Annotated in this window: 15 protein-coding genes and 2 pseudogenes; 13 read left to right on the top strand and 4 right to left on the bottom strand. The window is 24.7% G+C overall.

The window, feature by feature from the left end; all coding sequences use genetic code 11:
- Nucleotides 1-332 precede the first annotated feature (332 nt).
- Entirely contained in the window at nucleotides 333-638 is a 306-nt protein-coding gene (locus tag AYWB_RS03150) for a hypothetical protein (protein WP_011412920.1), read from the top strand.
- A 315-nt stretch (nucleotides 639-953) separates the two neighbouring features.
- Here the strand turns inward: AYWB_RS03150 and AYWB_RS04350 are convergent.
- Nucleotides 954-1,614, bottom strand: a pseudogene (locus tag AYWB_RS04350) (DnaB-like helicase C-terminal domain-containing protein); the annotation flags it as partial.
- A 68-nt stretch (nucleotides 1,615-1,682) separates the two neighbouring features.
- On the bottom strand, nucleotides 1,683-1,961 hold the full coding sequence (locus tag AYWB_RS03140) for an SVM family protein (RefSeq protein ID WP_011412918.1): 279 nt from the start codon (nucleotides 1,959-1,961) through the stop codon (nucleotides 1,683-1,685).
- Nucleotides 1,962-3,500: 1,539 nt separating this feature from the next.
- On the opposite strand from AYWB_RS03140, the gene AYWB_RS04345 reads away from it, so the two are divergent.
- Nucleotides 3,501-3,881: a hypothetical protein gene (locus tag AYWB_RS04345; protein WP_238374406.1), complete on the top strand. Its 381-nt coding sequence runs from the start codon at nucleotides 3,501-3,503 to the stop codon at nucleotides 3,879-3,881.
- A gap of 655 nt (nucleotides 3,882-4,536) precedes the next feature.
- On the opposite strand, the pseudogene AYWB_RS03780 reads toward AYWB_RS04345, so the two are convergent.
- Nucleotides 4,537-4,733, bottom strand: a pseudogene (locus AYWB_RS03780) (single-stranded DNA-binding protein); the annotation flags it as partial.
- An 85-nt stretch (nucleotides 4,734-4,818) separates the two neighbouring features.
- Complete coding sequence (locus tag AYWB_RS03775; protein ID WP_011412914.1) at nucleotides 4,819-5,574, bottom strand: DUF2963 domain-containing protein; 756 nt, start codon at nucleotides 5,572-5,574, stop codon at nucleotides 4,819-4,821.
- A gap of 1,535 nt (nucleotides 5,575-7,109) precedes the next feature.
- On the opposite strand from AYWB_RS03775, the gene AYWB_RS03125 reads away from it, so the two are divergent.
- The 11 genes from AYWB_RS03125 (at nucleotide 7,110) to obgE (ending at nucleotide 17,319) form a co-directional block, all read left to right on the top strand.
- Nucleotides 7,110-7,349 (top strand): hypothetical protein, encoded by a 240-nt coding sequence (locus tag AYWB_RS03125; RefSeq protein WP_160122709.1) that lies wholly within the window; start codon nucleotides 7,110-7,112, stop codon nucleotides 7,347-7,349.
- A 604-nt stretch (nucleotides 7,350-7,953) separates the two neighbouring features.
- A complete protein-coding gene (locus AYWB_RS03120; protein ID WP_011412913.1) occupies nucleotides 7,954-9,750 on the top strand; it encodes an ABC transporter substrate-binding protein/permease in 1,797 nt (598 codons plus the stop codon).
- A gap of 1 nt (nucleotide 9,751) precedes the next feature.
- Complete coding sequence (locus tag AYWB_RS03115) at nucleotides 9,752-10,480, top strand: amino acid ABC transporter ATP-binding protein (protein ID WP_011412912.1); 729 nt, start codon at nucleotides 9,752-9,754, stop codon at nucleotides 10,478-10,480.
- 855 nt (nucleotides 10,481-11,335) lie between these two features.
- Entirely contained in the window at nucleotides 11,336-11,596 is a 261-nt protein-coding gene (gene rpsT / locus AYWB_RS03110; protein ID WP_011412911.1) for a 30S ribosomal protein S20, read from the top strand.
- Nucleotides 11,597-12,009: 413 nt separating this feature from the next.
- Entirely contained in the window at nucleotides 12,010-13,284 is a 1,275-nt protein-coding gene (gene serS / locus AYWB_RS03105) for a serine--tRNA ligase (RefSeq protein ID WP_011412910.1), read from the top strand.
- 192 nt (nucleotides 13,285-13,476) lie between these two features.
- Nucleotides 13,477-13,800 carry a hypothetical protein gene (locus tag AYWB_RS03100; protein WP_041639927.1) on the top strand — a complete coding sequence of 108 codons (324 nt, stop codon included), beginning with the start codon at nucleotides 13,477-13,479 and terminating at the stop codon, nucleotides 13,798-13,800.
- Between the two features lie 181 nt (nucleotides 13,801-13,981).
- Nucleotides 13,982-14,908 (top strand): rhodanese-related sulfurtransferase, encoded by a 927-nt coding sequence (locus tag AYWB_RS03095; protein ID WP_041639925.1) that lies wholly within the window; start codon nucleotides 13,982-13,984, stop codon nucleotides 14,906-14,908.
- Between the two features lie 185 nt (nucleotides 14,909-15,093).
- Nucleotides 15,094-15,402, top strand: a complete 309-nt coding sequence (gene rplU / locus AYWB_RS03090) for a 50S ribosomal protein L21 (protein ID WP_011412907.1) — start codon at nucleotides 15,094-15,096, stop codon at nucleotides 15,400-15,402.
- A 5-nt stretch (nucleotides 15,403-15,407) separates the two neighbouring features.
- The gene (locus AYWB_RS03085; RefSeq protein ID WP_011412906.1) at nucleotides 15,408-15,743 is read left to right on the top strand and encodes a ribosomal-processing cysteine protease Prp; all 336 of its coding nucleotides are present in this window, start codon (nucleotides 15,408-15,410) and stop codon (nucleotides 15,741-15,743) included.
- A gap of 1 nt (nucleotide 15,744) precedes the next feature.
- The gene (gene rpmA / locus AYWB_RS03080) at nucleotides 15,745-16,023 is read left to right on the top strand and encodes a 50S ribosomal protein L27 (protein WP_011160463.1); all 279 of its coding nucleotides are present in this window, start codon (nucleotides 15,745-15,747) and stop codon (nucleotides 16,021-16,023) included.
- A 36-nt stretch (nucleotides 16,024-16,059) separates the two neighbouring features.
- Complete coding sequence (gene obgE / locus AYWB_RS03075) at nucleotides 16,060-17,319, top strand: GTPase ObgE (RefSeq protein ID WP_011412905.1); 1,260 nt, start codon at nucleotides 16,060-16,062, stop codon at nucleotides 17,317-17,319.
- The last annotated feature ends 251 nt before the right edge of the window (nucleotides 17,320-17,570 follow it).

Below are 17,570 nucleotides of genomic sequence, written 5' to 3'. Positions count from 1 at the left end.
GTGTTAAAAATTGCTTTGCTTTGGGCTAATGCTTATGCATCTGTTATGAATAAAAATAATATAAAACATTATAAACATTTAAATCCAATTAGTTAAAACGTTCAAATTTTTAGACCATCATTTGAAAAAATTAAAATTAGTAAATGTAAAGTTTTTTATAAAGGCACTTTTGATAAAAAAGATTATGTTAATAAAGTTGTTTCATATGTTAGTAAATATGTTTTTAAAAATGATAAACAAAATGAATCAAATTCTAATAAAGGAATTGATTTTTATAGTCGTCATTTGTTTGGATTTTCTCTTACATGCTTTTCTTGTCCTAAAGAATCTTTTTGGCATTATTTCCTTATGATATAATTAAAGAAATAGAATTAAGTTCATTTCCGATGGTTAATTTTGATTTTTCTAATATATTTGAATGGAATATTAAACAAATAATTAATGGAATAAATATTAAAATTCCACATAATTTAACTTTATTGTTTAAATCTTATATGACTCCAAACCAAACTCAAAATTCTAATTATTTTAGTTTAAATTTATCTAGCATTCAACCAAAAAATTATTTTCTTAATAAGGATTTTAAAAAATATTTTAAATTACAAAAACTTAAATTAAAACTTAAAAAAGATTATTAAAAAAAAGATATTAAAATATTAAATAAAGTTGAATGTCAATATTGGTATAGATATCTTGAAAATAATTATATTTAAAGTTTTCAACTTTCTCCTTAATTTAATTTGATTAAATTAGTTTAAATTAAATATTTTTAATTAATTTTGCTGTCTAATTATTGGACGGCTTTTGTTGTTGGAAAAAAATAAATAAAATTATTTATAAATTACAAAAACTTTAAATTATTGAAATTATTAATGTTATAATATAAGCAATAATAAAAAGATTTTTTTAAAAAGAAACAATATTTTAAAAAACTCAGTAATCGCCTACAAAAAATCCCTTGAAAATTGAGATAAAATGATAATAACAATGTTTAATTCAATGGCTATTTTTTTTTAATTTAGTCATGATTTCGTTAATGGCTAGACGGTCATTTTCTAAATGGTTGTTGGTTTTGGTTATTTGAATGTGGTCAATGACGATAATTTCGGCTTTTTTTGTTTTAAATGAAGGCTATAAACTAAATAAATTACATAATTAATATTTTTGCTTTTATCATAATTAAATGATAAATTTATGTTGGTAAAAAAAATTGTTTTGTTGTTTTTATCCTTTCCTTGTAGGTGTTTTGCGTGATGCTTAAGTCCTCCAATTTTTTATCTAAAATAACATTCAAGGGAATTTGAGTTTGGTGGGATAATAAACGATTTAAATTTTCTTCTAAGGTCATTTCATAAGAAAATACCAAAATATGAGGATAATGAGAAATTTCTTGGTTTTTTGGTTTTGGCTATATATAAAATGAAGTTATAGACCAAAGTTGCTTTATCTAATCCAATCTCCCCTAATAGTTATGATTTGGACTTTTTTGAATCCTTTTGTTAATTGGTTGAGCCCTTTAAAAGTTTCCGATAAGTGGTAATATTCTTCTTGGATTTTTTTGTTTTGCCTGAGATTATCTTTGTCAAAAAAATCAGGATGTAAAGAGACAATTTGGGGACCTTATTCTTAACAATAAAATATAACATCTATTTTGTTGAATTCAATTTATTTTTATTTTTTTGTTATAACCTACTAATAGGTTTTTTGTTTAAATTATTAATTATATTTATTTTTTTTGCCATATCTTCTAATGATAATTTTTTATCATTAATATAGTAACTAATTTTTATTGGTTTATTTTTATTTTCTTTAATATGGTTGTTTTGAATTTGATAAATTGTTTTTAAAGGAACATTATAAGGCGTCGCCATAACTTGATGATTATTAGTAATTAAAAATAATCCTAATAAAATAAATAAAAATATATTCAATAATAATAAATTGTTTTTAAATTTAAACATTATATTAAATCTCCTTTTATTCCTTTAATTTTTAACATATTGGAGTTATTAAAATTTTGCAACTAGTGATATAATATTTCTTTTATTATTTTTTGGTTTCTTGGGATTTATCATATTTGTGTTTAACTTGTTAAAGAGATAAAGTATTGCGGACGGGGTTAAGGTGGAGATGGAAAAAGGTTAATGCGAAGTTATCATTTTCAACGAAACAACCGCCAAGGCAATAGTCTTTAATCGTCATTGTTGTTATTTTTCGAATTTTACATATTTATCTAAATAAAAATATCATCTTAAGCATCGAAAGAATCAACATCAAATCCGTTAAAAGTGGTATGGTTATAAGTATCAAGATCTTTTATTCCAACGACTGAAAGGATGACGATCTTTGATTTAAAAAAACTAAGTTAGAATGTTCTTTTTTGGGTTTGGAGTCTGTGTTAAATGGTTAAAATATCATTAAAACCGCCCTTTTTGGTTTGAGTTTGTTGTTGATAATAACCGATGCCATTAAAGCAATCAAATATGTAATGAATTTTAATTATTCGTTGATTTCTTACTTTATAATTAATTTCTTCTTATTCGCCTTTTATATCAGATTTGATTTCTTTTAAAATAGGGATTTTTCTTTCGGTAATTTAATGATTTCCATTTCAATTAAAACAATCCAACTGATAATAAAAAAAGAATTATCCCTAAAATAATAAAAAACTATTTGATTATTTTTTTAATTTTGATTATAGATTCCTTTCCTTTTTAATACATCACTATTTTAACACACTTAACTTTTTAATTTTTAAAATTCTTCAGTATTGCCTTTGTTTTGAATCATTTAGTCTTTAATAATATTTTTATTAGCGTCATTCAAAGTCATTACTTCTTGTAAGGTTTGATTTTTTTTGGTAATAAATAAATTATTGATAATTTTGATAATTTTCTTGATTTATTAAAGTTTCTAATGTGATATTTTCGTTATATTCTTGTTTGTTTGGGATTTTTTTAATCGATATCTTTTTTTAAATCTTTTTTTTGATTATTTGAGTTTGGGGTTTCATTTTCTTTTTAATTGGGTTATTATCGTTGGGATTGAATAGTCGAAGGAAACTGAAAAAGAGATATTTAAATATAAAACATAAACCAACAACAAATAACTTTCCAGATACAAAATCAATAGTAAAATTTGAATTAGTCATTTTCATTGTCATTTCTGATCGGTGTGTGGTTGTTATCTTCATTGTTTTGAGTTTTTAACAATCTTTTTTCTTTTTTTAGATTGTCAAATAGCTACTTTATGTTTTTTTGTTGTTTTATTTGATATAATAATTTTTCTTGCGATGTTTTTTATTTGTTCTAGTTTTTAAAATAATAATTTGTTCTTTGTTGTTCTAAGGTTTGAAGTTTTTTATTAGGAAAATTATGCTTTGGGTTTGAAAAACCGACCTATTAAAGGAAATAAGAGTATTTTTTATGATGATTATTTAATGCATAAAATAGATGAAAAAGGTAATATTAAAATACCTCAAAATTATTATGAGAAAAAGAATGTTAAATGTGTTAAAAATTGCTTTGCTTTGGGCTAATGCTTATGCATCTGTTATGAATAAAAATAATATAAAACATTATAAACATTTAAATCCAATTAGTCAAAACGTTCAAATTTTTAGACCATCAAAAACAAATCTTTTATTTGAAAAAATTGAAATTAGTAAATGTAAATTTTTTTATAAAGGCACTTTTGATAAAAAAAATTATGTTAATAAAGTTGTTTCATATGTTAGTAAATATGTTTCTAAAAATGATAAACAAATTGAATCAAATTCTAATAAAGGAATTGATTTTTATAGTCGTCATTTGTTTGGATTTTCTCGTACATGTTTTTCTTGTCCTAAAGAATCTTTTTGGCATTATTTCCTTATGATATAATTAAAGAAATAGAATTAAGTTCATTTCCAATGGTTAATTTTAATTTTTCTAATATATTTGAATGGAATATTAAAAAAATAATTAATGGAAGAAATATTAAAATTCCACATAATTTAACTTTATTGTTTAAATCTTATATGACCCCAAATCAAGTTAAAAATTCTAATTATTTTTAGTTTAAATTTATCTAGATTCAACCAAAAAATTATTTTCTTAATAAGAATTTTAAAAAATATTTTAAATTACAAAAACTTAAATTAAAACTTAAAAAAGATTATGAAAAAAAAGATATTAAAATATTAAATAAAGTTGAATGTCAATATTGGTATAGATATCTTGAAAATAATTATATTCAAAGTTTTCAACTTTCTCCTTAATTTTATTAAATTAGTTTAAATTAAATATTTTTAATTAATTTTTGCTGTCTAATTATTGGACGGCTTTTGTTGTTGGAAAAAAATAAATAAAATTATTTATAAATTACAAAAACTTAAAAAAAACTTTAAATTATTGAAATTATTAATGCTATAATATAAGTAATAAGAAAAAGATTTTTTTAGGTTTTAAGTTCATTTACTTACTCCTTAATTTTGTTAAATTTTATTTTGAATTTGGGTATAAAAAAAGTCCCTAAAGGGACTTAATTGTGTAAATATTATTTGGGTTTGTTGTCTAAAAAGATGATGTTTTGAATAATTACTTTGGTGGTGGTTCGTTTTTTGACCTTCGTTGGTTAGTATATTTTTGGAATGATAGGGTGCCTTATACATATACTTTTGAACCTTTATGTAAATATTTATCCATGTTTTCAGTTTGTTTTCTAAAAACAACACAAGGGACGTATTGATACTTAGTTTAGCTTTTAGTTTTTTTTGATATTTTATTTTTTATTTATTGTATAACTCCCTAAAATAATAGGGAGTTATTTTTTTTATATTTAATTAAAATTTTTTATTGTATCAATAGTTCCATCTAATTTATAATTAGTTTGCTTAATTCTTTTTCTTGTTATGGCATTAAATTCGTTGATATAATGTATTGTTCTACCATCAGGTTGATAAAATGTTGTTTTAATTAAATTTTGTGTTATGGGGTCAAAAATGTATATAGCTCTTATTTTACCATCAGAGAAATAAAAAGTTTGTTTTAATAAATTATTATTCTTTTGGGGGTTATATTCAGCAGTAGAAGATATTGTTTTACCGTCAACTTCAAAATATTCTATTTTGAAATAATTTTTAGTTTGAGGTTCATAATATTGAATATTATATATATTTGGGCTATTTTCGTGATAAACTGTTTGTTTAATTAAATTACCTTGTGGATCTAAATCTTGAATTTTAGATATTTGTTCTCCATTAAAATTAAAATATATTATTTTAATTAATGCATTTGTTTTAGGATCATATTCTTCAATATATTTTTTTGTTTTTCCATCAAGTTTATAAACAATATTTTTTGTTGATTTTGTTCTAACAACTTCATTTTTATTTTTAGGAATAATATCATTATCTCGTTTTAAATGCTTTTGAAGTTCAACTCTATGTTGAGGTTGAACTATTTCTTCTTCAGTTTGATTTTGTTGATTTAAAGACAACATAAAAATAAATAAAATAAAAATAACAGCTATTGAAATAACTAAACCTGAAATAATAAAAATAATTTTTGATTTATGAGAATTACTTTTTGTCATTTTTTTACTTTCTGTTTTTAATAAAGATTTATCATTTTTTTAAAATTAGTTTAAAAATTGTTTAATTTAAAAAAAATATATTTGAATTATAAATAAAATATTTAATATATTGCCAAAATAAAAATCAACATTTTGAGTAAAAATTATTTTATTGAAAGTTTTTTTTATGAATGATATAATAATCTTGACATAGTCGTTTGTTTGTGAAATAAATGATTATATTTTTGAATCAAATATATACATTTAGATAAAAAAACTATATATATTGACAGCGACGAAAACATAAATAGAGTCATTAATTATTTTAAACATTTTTTATGTGTAAAAATTAATACTTGTTGATTAATGTCGCTGTCAATACAATTATCATTTTAACAGAAAATGATGATTCAACAAGATTATTTTTTCAAATAATATTAGGATTTTTATTAATTTTTAAATTATAAAATATTAATACCCTTTAAAAAATAATTTTTAAAGAAGTGTAAAGGTGCCTGTTAATTTTTTAAAATTTCACAGACAAATTAAAAAATTACTAAGATTTTTATTTTAGTGTGGAGTTATACGAAGGCTGCAACTTTCCATTTTTTGGACATTTTTTGATTTAAAAATTCCTCTTTAAAACTAAAAATTAAGAAGATAATTTCATTTCTTTTCAAACTAAATAAATATTTTTAAATATTTTATTTTTACACTATCTAGTTAAGTAAAAAAAATAAAAACCCCCATATAAAATTAAATTAAAATTATTTTTTTACGAATGCTAAATATTAAAATAAATTAAAAAAACGGAACAAATCACAAATACTAAATAATAAAATTTTTTCAAATAGCTATTAGCACACCCCAAATCTAAACTCTCAAAAACTATAAAAAAACTCACCCAAATCAAATCCAAGAAAAAAAGCGGGATGAAAATTAAATAAGTAAATGGAATTTGCATCTATAAACCATAAACCTACTTTAATGACTCACAACAAATATATTTTTATAGTATTAATGTTTTTAGTTATTATCGAAAAAAATTATCACATATGCAAATATCTTAACCCAATAACTTATCAAACTAACTATTGAAAATTTAGAATCTATTTCAGAATTAACTGATGCTCAAATATGAGAACAAATAATAAATCCACAAAAAAATTCACCAGACAAAAGATGGAATTAAAAAATTCAAAACAACAAAAGAGAATTAAATGAAAAAAATAAAAGAAACGCAGCACAATAAAGAGAATTTGTTGAACTAAATGTAACTACAATATCACAAAATGCTCTAGAAAAAATAATGTCTTTGTGAAACTTGTTAAACAAGTAGGTTCTAAATTTGTAGATTTTTATGTTTATTTATCATTGGAGTTACAATTGCTGCTCAAGGTTTGTTAGTTTGGTTTTAAAGATATTTATGGTGGCTTATTAAGTTTCCTACAATGCATCAAACTTACATGCATCATTAATTTTCCATTGTATTAAATTCAGCTGCTAATATTGCTGTTTTTTTAATGCAAACTCTTAAATTTTTAGATAAAAGACAAGTGGAAGCGGCTCAATCTTTATTATTGAATAAAAAAACAATCTTTCTATTATGTTACTTTCCCTCAAGCATTAAAAAAACAGTTCATTTAGTAGTAGCACAATTTTTTACTAATATTAAAGCTTGTACTTTCTTCGGATTAATTGCATTAATTGATATTTCATTTGTTACAAATGATGCTGTGAATGTTACAGCAGATTTAGTTACTCCATTTGTAATACTTTCCGTTTTTTTTACTTAGTTTTAATTTAATTTACTTAACATTTTAAGTAAATATTTAGAAAAAAAATTAAATCCTGCTTTAAAAACTTTAGTTAGTACTTAATAAATTAATTTAAGAATTATAAGAAATAAATATTAATATAAAATAAATATTAATTCTTAATATAAAATATAAAAAAATTAATGCATAAATCACTAAATTTTAATTATTAAACCAATATTTATTTCTTGCCTTTTGGAATCTTTTATATTAAAGTAATTATACTTATATTAATTAAATGTTAATTTTAATTGTTTTTATGCTATCATAAGTAATAAAGTATTATTTTAAAAAAAATATCTTAGTATTAAAAGTTTGATATTATTTTAGAGTAATTTGAAAAATATTTATAAATGATGCATATTACAATTTATGTATATTTATAATATACAAATAAAAGGTTAAAAAATGAAAATTAAAAAGATGCCTCCCAAATATATATTTAATATTCATAAGTATATTAAAATTATTGTATCTATTATAAAAATGATGTTTGTTTTTTGGTGGTATTTTAAATTAAATTTGTCAAATAGATAGTTTTTATAAACACCAAAATTGAAAGTGTAGGTAAAAATTATATATTATGATTCAAAGGAAAAAAAAATACAAAATTGTTGAATATCTAAAATATACTAAATATATTTCATTATTTTTCTTTATGATTTTTTGGGGATGGCTTCATTTTAGTGTGGGGTTATTTCAAAGAGTTAATAATTCTAAGAAATATTTAAGAGTAGCTGTGGTAGCTGATGCAGCCCCTAATAGTTTGACTATTAAATCTGATAAAGATACAAGTAAAAATCATAGAACTATTCAAGGTGAATATATTTCTGGATTTGATATAGATTTAATTGATAAAATAGTAAAAGCATTACCTAAAGAAGAAAAGTATGAAGGTTGTAAATTTAGTCTTTTTGATTTTGATGGGATGTTTGCTGCTGTACAAAATGGTTCAGTGGATGTAGCTATTTCTTCTATTAGCATTACTAACAAAAGAAAAGAAAACTTTGATTTTTCTATTGCCTATACTTTAGATAATACAGGTTTTTTAGTAAGATCAGATGATGAACGTTTTAGAAATTTGCCATTAGAAGTAAATTATGAAGATATAAAAGGTAAATTACAAGATACAAAAGACAAAATTCAATTTTTAACTCTTACTGGTTCTGTGGCTGATAAAGTTATTGAAAATATTAGATCAGATTTAGGAAATTTATCACACATTACCAAATTAAATCCTATTGATGATGCTGTTATGTGTGTTAAAAGTGTTGAAGATCAATCTTCTGATATTTTTGTAACTGATAGTTATATTACTAAATATTATGCTTCGCAAAATGATAAATTAAAACATATATCAATTATATCTTATGATAATCGTTTTACTGTTTCTCCTATGGGTTTAGGAATTGCAGTTAAAAAAGGTAATACAAAATTAGTTACTCAAATTAATAATGCTTTTAAAGAAGTTTTAAAAGAAAAAGGACTTGTTTTAGAAGGTGACGGTTTAAATGTTGAAGGTATAATTGAATTAACCAAAAAATTAAAAAACGAACAATCAAAACCCACTGACAAACAAGGCCCCATTAATAAAATACAAAAATTAAAAGACAAAATATCTAAGTTTAAAGAAATAACTAATAAATGGTTAGAAAAATCTTTAAAAGAGTTAAGCCAACAACAAGGATTAAAGTGGTATCAAAAAGTATCTCTTGCTTTGTCTGAATATTCAACACCTTTAAAAACTACTTTATTACTTGCATTAGATGGAGTTATTGTAGGTTTTATCTTAGCTATTGTTTTAACGGGGATTAAAAGCATTAAACCTAATTATCAAACACAAAAACCCTTTATTTTAGGGTTAATACAAAGTTTTCTTTACTTACTTGATGCAATACTTTATATTTTTAAATCAATTCCAGTAGCAGCTCAAATTATTATAGTTCATTTTGGTTGGAGAGCTTATAATCCTGAATTAAATCCGATGTATTCAGGTGTTATAGTGTTATTATTAAATTCAGCAGTTAGTATTACGAGTATTTTATTACAAAATATTAAGTTTTTAGATAAAGGACAAGAAGAAGCTGCTCTAGCTTTAGGAATGACTCAAAGACAAACATTTTTTTTTGTTATTCTTCCCCAAACACTTAAAAGATCACTTCCTTTTGTAGTACAACAATTTATTGTAAATATTAAAGATAGTGCTTGTTTTGGTGGTTTGGTTGGTCTGTTAGATGTAGCATGGAAAGCCAAAACTCAAATCGTTCAAACAGGAAGTATTGCTATTCCTTATGCTATTACTGCTTGTATTTATTTATTGTTAATTACGATTGCTAATTTATTTGTTAAATATTTAGAAAAACAAAAAAAAGGAGTTTAGAATGCAATATTTAATTGAAGTTAAAAATCTTTGTAAAAAGTTTGGCGATAAAGAGATTTTAAAAAATGTTAATTTAAAAATTAAAAAACAAGAAATAGTAACTATTATTGGTTTTTCAGGTTCAGGGAAATCTACTTTATTAAGGTGTTTTAATCTATTAGAAGAACCTAATTCTGGACAAATCTTAATTGATAATAAAAATATCTTAGATAAAGGAGTAAAATTATCTGATTTAAGAACTAAAGTAGGAATGGTGTTTCAAAGTTTTAATTTATTTGAAGGAAAGACAGTATTAGAAAATTGTTGTTTAGCTCCGATGAAAGTATTAAAATTATCTAAACAAGAAGCTCAAGAAAATGCTTTAGAACGGTTAAAAGAACTAGATTTAAAAGCTCTTGCTAATCAAAGAGTAGAAACACTTTCAGGGGGACAAAAACAACGCGTTGCTATTGCTAGAGTTTTATGTATGAAACCTGAAGTTATTCTTTTAGATGAACCAACTTCTGCTCTAGATCCTGAATCTACTTTGCAAGTATTACAAACTTTACAAAAATTATCAGAGAAAAAAATAAACCTTATTATTGTAACTCATGAAATGAAATTTGCTCAAAAAGTATCTGATACTATTTATTTCATGGAACAAGGTAAAATTCTTGAAAAAGGCACTCCGAAAGAAATTTTTGAAACTGATAAGTTTCCTAAATCTAAGGCTTTCTTTGAAGATTTTTGATTTTTTACAAATGTATCATTTTTTAATTAAAATAACCCAAACTTTAATTACAGTTTGGTTTTTCCTTGATTTTGGGTTGGATAAATTTTTGTAATTGTTTATAATTTAGGGTGATAGAATTATTTAATTTTTGAAATGTTTAGGAATGATTATTAACAAAATGTTATAAAAGTTAATTATATAAAAAGAGTTGTTTTATGAGCAAAAAACTTTATTTTTTTATGGGAATGTGTAAAAAAATATTTAGGGATAATAAAACCTTCAATTAATTCGCCATTTTTATCTTTTTTCAAATTTATTTTTTGTGATTATATGGATTATGATATTTTGGTTTTGCAAAAATATTATTTATAAAAAAAGCAATCCAAAAAACATTAAGCAAATTCAAAAAATTCAATGAATGCAAAAATAATTTCATAAAATAGATAATAAAACAGAATTACGGGATTCATTATTAAGATATTTGTGGTTTATATAAAAACAAAAGAAATTAACACCTAAACAAGAAACACATTTAGAAGAACTTTTATCATTTTTAAAAAAAAATACTTATATATTCAAAATATAATTTTAAAATAAACATTTAAATTTTGTTTTCAAAAGCAATAAATAAGTGTTAAAATTTTTTTCTTACATTCATTATTTTAAATCTCCTTTTATTTTATTTATAAATAATAAAAAATAACATATTTTTTACGGAGCTATCACCTATTCTTTTCAAGTGGGGTTGGATTTTATATATTGCCTTAATTAATTATTTGTTTGATTTTTTATTTAAATTTTGGTATAATCCTCAGTAGAGTTATTAATAATAAAATTGATAATTAAGTAATTAAAAAAGAGGAGATTATAATCATGGCTAATATTAAACAACAAAAAAAACGTAATAAAACTAATGAAAAACGTCGTTTACAAAATTTTTCTTTTAAATCATCTGTAAAAACAGTGGTAAAACAAGTAAAAACTGCAGTGGCAAATGCTGATAAACAAAAAGCCTTAGCTTTATTAAGTGTAGCTTATAAAAAATTTGATAAAGGTGTTTCTAAAAGAGTTTATCACGCTAACTTTTCTGCTAGAAACAAATCTGATTTACAAAAATTAGTAAACACACTTTAATTTTTCTTTTTAATTATATTTGATTGAAAAAGGTTAATAAATTCATGTTTTTGGTTAAACAAAGTAATTTATGTAATTTCAGGGTTTATTTTAGGATCATTTTTGGTGACAAGTGTTTGTATTGAGATCGTCATTAAATGAACGTAAATATATCCTTAAAAAAGGCTCTATAACTACAATTAATAATATTTCGCATAAAAATTTATTGGCAAAGATGTATTAATGCCCACCTTCTTTATCTTATAATTTGATGCATTTATGGTTTGATTTTATCAACAAACAAACAAAAACATTAATAAAAATATTGTAAAAAACATTCAATTAAAAGATTTATTCTATCCCTTTGATTTATTTTATTATTTTTGCCACCACCCCATTAAATCAATTTTTTCCAAAGTAAAGAGGTATTTTTTATGTTAGATCTGAATTTTGTAGTCCAAAATCTGCCATCTGTTATTGCAAAATTAGAAAAAAGACAACAAAGTTTTGCTTATTTAAATAAATTGCCTCTTTTAGCACAACAAAGAAAATCTTTACTTTTGCAAATACAAAATTTAAGAAGTCAAAAAAATCAATCAGCTAAAAAAGTTGCCCAAAAAGCTAATGCTAAAGAAGATATTGCCCTTTTTTTGCAAGAAAATAATTTTTTGCGTGATGATTTACAAAAATTAGAACAAAAGTTAAAACTCCAAGAACAAGAAATTTTTGATATTTTAAGTATTACCCCCAATTTGCCACATGATTCTTTGCCGATTGGCACAGACGATAAAGACAATAAGGAATTGTATTGCGAAGGGCAAATAAGAACCTTTCCATTTACACCTAAAGACCACGTTTATTTAGCAGAAAAACTAGATATTCTGGACTTTAAAAGAGCTTCCAAAATTTCTGGTAGTGGATTTGTCGTTTGTAAAGGGCTAGGAGCACGACTCGAAAGAGCCTTAATTCAATTTATGATGGATCTTCATAGTAAAAAAGGTTATCAAGAAATCATTCCTCCTTATATTATCAATGAAAAATCCATGTTTGCAACAGGTCAATTACCTAAGTTTGAAGATGAAGTCTACAAACTTTACAATTCCAAAAATAATTGGTATTTAAATCCTACAGCAGAAGTTCCTACCATTAATTTGCATCGTGAAGAAATTTTTAAACCAGGTACACTTCCTATTAAATACGTCTCCTACACTACTGCTTTTCGCCAAGAAGCAGGCTCAGCTGGCAAAGATACCCGAGGTATTTTTAGACAACATCAATTTAATAAAGTAGAATTAATCCAGTTTTGCCACCCCCAAAATTCTTATGAATATCTAGAACAAATGTTAAAAGATTCCGAAGAAATACTAAAACTGCTCAAACTTCCTTATCGTGTTGTTTTGCTTTCTACTGGTGATTTGGGTTTTAGTATGTCAAAAACTTATGATTTAGAAGTTTTTTTACCCAGCTATAATTGTTATCGTGAAATTGGTTCTATCAGTAATTCTTGCGATTTCCAAGCAAGACGCGCCAATATTAAAATGAAAAATCCTAAAAACAACAAAAATGAATACGTTCATATTCTAAACGGTTCAGGTTTGGCTGTTGGAAGAACTGTTATTGCTATTTTAGAAAATTATCAAAACCAAGATGGCACTATTACAGTTCCTGAAATTTTACAGTCTTATTTAGGAACCGATATTATTAAGTAATTTGAATGTTTTTAACAATAATAATTTAGAATATAGAGTCGAATCTTTTATGAAAAATAAAATGATTCGGCGTTTTTTATTGCCAAACCAAAAGCCACTAATAAAACCTTTAATAATTTTATAACTATTTCAAAGGAAACCCCAAAAATTCATTATTTCTATTTACTAAAATAATTGCGAGGTAATATCAATATGCAAATTAAAAACATTTATTTACGCCCCCACAATTCTCAAACTTTTCCTCAACAAATAGAAACCTATATTAAAACGAATATTAATCCATATTTTTGGGGTTTTATATCTGATTATCCTTGTTATAATTCCGAGACCATTCAAACTTATCCTTGCCTTTTGTGCCGCATTAAAGACGCTCCTTCGGATTTATTAGGAGTATTTTTTGATGGTGGTACAAGGACTGCAAGTTTTAAAGGTGAAATAAAATATAGTTTAGATGATTTAAAACAAATGTCAAATGGTGCTCAAAATATGTATATTTTTTGGGAAGAACACTCCTAAAATTTATTTTATAAACCTTAATATTTATCTGAAAAAACCTAAATAAAAAATTATAAATGAAACAAAAAACATCAATCATTCATTATTTTAAATTCATAATAATTTATTTTAATAATAAAATAAAGTCTAAATTAATTAGATTTTGCATGCAATCTCAATTGAAAAGAGGCATAATTATTTTATGACAAAAACTTCTAACTCCTCATACTTAGTTATTTTATATTATCAATATGTTCCAATAAAAGACCCTCAAACTTTTAGAAACCAACATTTTAAATATTGCGAATCTCTAGGACTTTTAGGACGTATTATTGTTGCCCAAGAAGGTATTAACGGCACTTTGTCAGGTCCAAAAGAACAAATACATAAATACATCGATCAACTAAAACAAGATGTGCGTTTTTGCAATACTGTTTTTAAAATTGAAAATGTGGATGCACAAGTTTTTCCGCGTCTTTCTATTAAAGTCAAGCCTGAATTGGTTAATTTGAGTCTTGAAGAAAAGGTTGATCTTACCAAAGACAAAGGCGCTTATTTAGCTCCTCAAGAATTTTTGCAAGCCTTGCAAGAAAAAGATGTTTTAATTCTTGATGCTCGTAATGACTATGAATATGATTTAGGACATTTCAGAAATGCAGTTAACCCTAACATTAGACATTTTCGTGATTTGCCAAATTGGGTCAAACAAAACACCCATTTATTAAAAAATAAAAAAATCGTAACTTATTGCACTGGCGGTGTGCGTTGTGAAAAATTTAGTACTTTCTTAAAAAAAGAAGGTTTCGTGGATGTCTATCAACTAGAAGGAGGAATTATTTCTTATGGTAAACACCCCGAAACTCAAGGTGTTTTATGGGATGGTCAAATGTATGTCTTTGATCAAAGAATAGCAGTTACTGTTAATCAAAAAGAACATGTTATCGTTGGCAAAGACTATTTTGATGGCACCCCTTGTGAACGCTATATTAATTGCTCTAATCCTCAATGCAACAAACAAATTTTGTGCCACGAACATAACGAACACAAATATTTAGGGGCTTGTAGTGATAAATGTAGCGCCCATCCGCAAAATAGATATCTCAAAAAGCACAATAATAAAACCTCATAACAAAAAAAACATTCATATTTCAATAAGATATGTTATAATAATGTATGATTATTGTATTTTTTTTTGGTTTGGTTTTAATGCCCAATAAAAAAAAATATAAAAACCATTGTTTTTAAACAATTAATTATTATCAGATTCAATAAATTATCCAAGATAATTTGCAATTTTTGCAAGGAGGAAATAAAATGTTTGCAATCATCAAAACTGGGGGAAAACAATTTCGTGTTTCTGAAGGACAAGAAATTTATGTTGAAAAACTAAATGTTGAGCCAGAAACAACTTATCAATTTCAAGAAGTTTTGGCTGTTGGTGGCTCCAATCCTGTTTTAGGCGTCCCTTTTGTTAAAGACGCTAAAGTAACAGCTCAAGTAATCAAACATGATCGCGCTAAAAAAATTATTGTGTTTAAGTATAAAAAACGTAAAAAATATCGTTGTAAACAAGGACACAGACAATCCTATACTAAACTTTTGATTACTAAAATAACTGTTTAAAAACTATGATTCGCTATTGTTTTTACAAAGAACAAAAAAAAATTACTAGTATTCAAGTTTTCGGTCACGCTTTATACGCTCCTAAAGGTTTTGATATTGTATGTGCTTCGGTTTCTACTGCTATTATTGTGACTCTGAATGCTTTAGAAAAGCTTCAATTCCAAACAGATATTACCTACAATCTACAAGATAAGTTGTTTGAATTAGAAGTTAAAACCACCCAAAATCCCACCCTTTTTATTTTGCTAGATAATTTAGAATACACTATCTGCAATTTAGTCAAACAATACCCCAATCATTTTAAAAAAATATCTCAAATTCAAACAAGAAAGAGGTTATAACATGTTATTACAATTACAAATTCAGTTATTTGCTTCTAAAAAAGGAGCAGGTTCTACTCGAAATGGTAGAGATTCTCATTCCAAAAGATTAGGTGCTAAACTTTCTGACGGTCAATTTGCCAAAGCAGGCGCTATTATTTATCGTCAAAGAGGAACCAAAATTCACCCTGGTTTTAACGTTGGTAGAGGTGGAGATGACACTTTATTTGCTAAAATGAGTGGAATCATTAAATTTGAAAAAAAGCATGGTCGTAAAAAAGTTTCTGTTTATCTGCAATAATTTTTTTTATGTATTTAAAGAAAGCAGGTATTTAGTTTGCATTTTGTTGATGAAGCTTTTAATGAGGTTTTTGCTGGTAATGGTGGTCATGGCATCGTTGCTTTTAGAAGAGAAAAATATGTAGCTTTTGGAGGACCTGCTGGCGGCAACGGCGGCAACGGCGGGTCTGTTATTTTTGTAGGCGACAAAGGCGAGAATACCTTATTAAAATTAAAATATCAAAAACATCTTAAAGCGCCGCATGGAATAAATGGAAAAAATAAAGGTCAAAATGGAGCCAATGCCCCTCATCTTTATGTTAAAGTTCCTTTAGGAACAGTTTTTTACACTGCTGATAACAAGTTTTTGGGAGAGATCTTATACGACCAACAAACCTTAGTTATTGCTAAAGGCGGCAAAGGCGGCAAAGGCAATAAAGCATTAGCTACTTTTAAAAATCAAGCTCCAAGTTATTCTGAAAAAGGTGATTTAGGTGAAAGTTTTAAAATCAAAACAGAACTTAAAGTTTTAGCTGATATCGGATTATTAGGTTTTCCAAGTGTTGGGAAATCCTCTCTTATTTCTGCTATTTCCAAAGCCCAACCTAAAGTTGCTTCCTATCCTTTTACCACAATTAAACCTCATTTAGGAGTTGTTGAAGTGGATGGTTTTAGTTTTGTAGTAGCTGATTTACCAGGCCTAATTGAAAATGCTCATTTAGGTTGTGGTATGGGAATTCAATTTTTAAAACATATTGAAAGATGTCGTGTTTTAGTTCATATTTTAAGTATGGAAAGTTCAAACCCTTACCAAGATTTCCAAACTTTAAACCAAGAATTAAAACAATACAATCCCCAATTATTACTTAAAAAACAAATTATTGTTACCAATAAAATGGATTTACCTGATTCTTTGAAAAAACTTACTCTTTTGAAACAAAAAATCAAAGGACAACCTATTATCCCCCTTTCTTTGGTTTCTTTTGATAATTTAGAAATCTTAAAATATAAAATGAGCTCCTTTTTGCAAAATACCCCCTTAGAAGTTAACCCAAATAACAACAATGACTTTAAATTATACACCCTTACTGATAATCTAAAAACCATTTCTGTTATTAAAGAAAGTGATTCTGTTTTTGTTGTTTCTGGAAATCAAGTAGAAATTTTTTTTCATCGTACCGATTTTAACAACGAAGAATCTGTAAAAAGATTTAATAGAATATTGAAAAAAATAGGGATGGAAGAACAATTACAAAAAAAAGGAGCCAAACCAGGAGATCAAGTTAAAATTTGTGATCGTTTATTTGATTTTTTATAATTTGGTAATTATAACACAAAGAAATTATATTTTTGATCCAAAAAAAAATAAGTCAAATGCAAGATCTTATATTAAGATCTTTTTTTATTACCCAAAACCTTCCTTTTTCCAACCAAAAATATAAACTAATTCATCAAAATTGAGTTATAATAAAATAAAAAACAAAAGGACTAAATCATGGGGTTTTTAACAATGAACAATAGAGCATTTATATATCTTATTGTGCTAATTATATTATTAAAAAAAAAGAT

Origin of the sequence: Aster yellows witches'-broom phytoplasma AYWB, assembly GCF_000012225.1 — a bacterium.
Classification (GTDB): domain Bacteria; phylum Bacillota_I; class Bacilli_A; order Acholeplasmatales; family Acholeplasmataceae; genus Phytoplasma.
The sequence above is the reverse complement of the archived record's forward strand: the minus strand, read 5'-3'. Positions and strand labels throughout refer to the sequence as shown.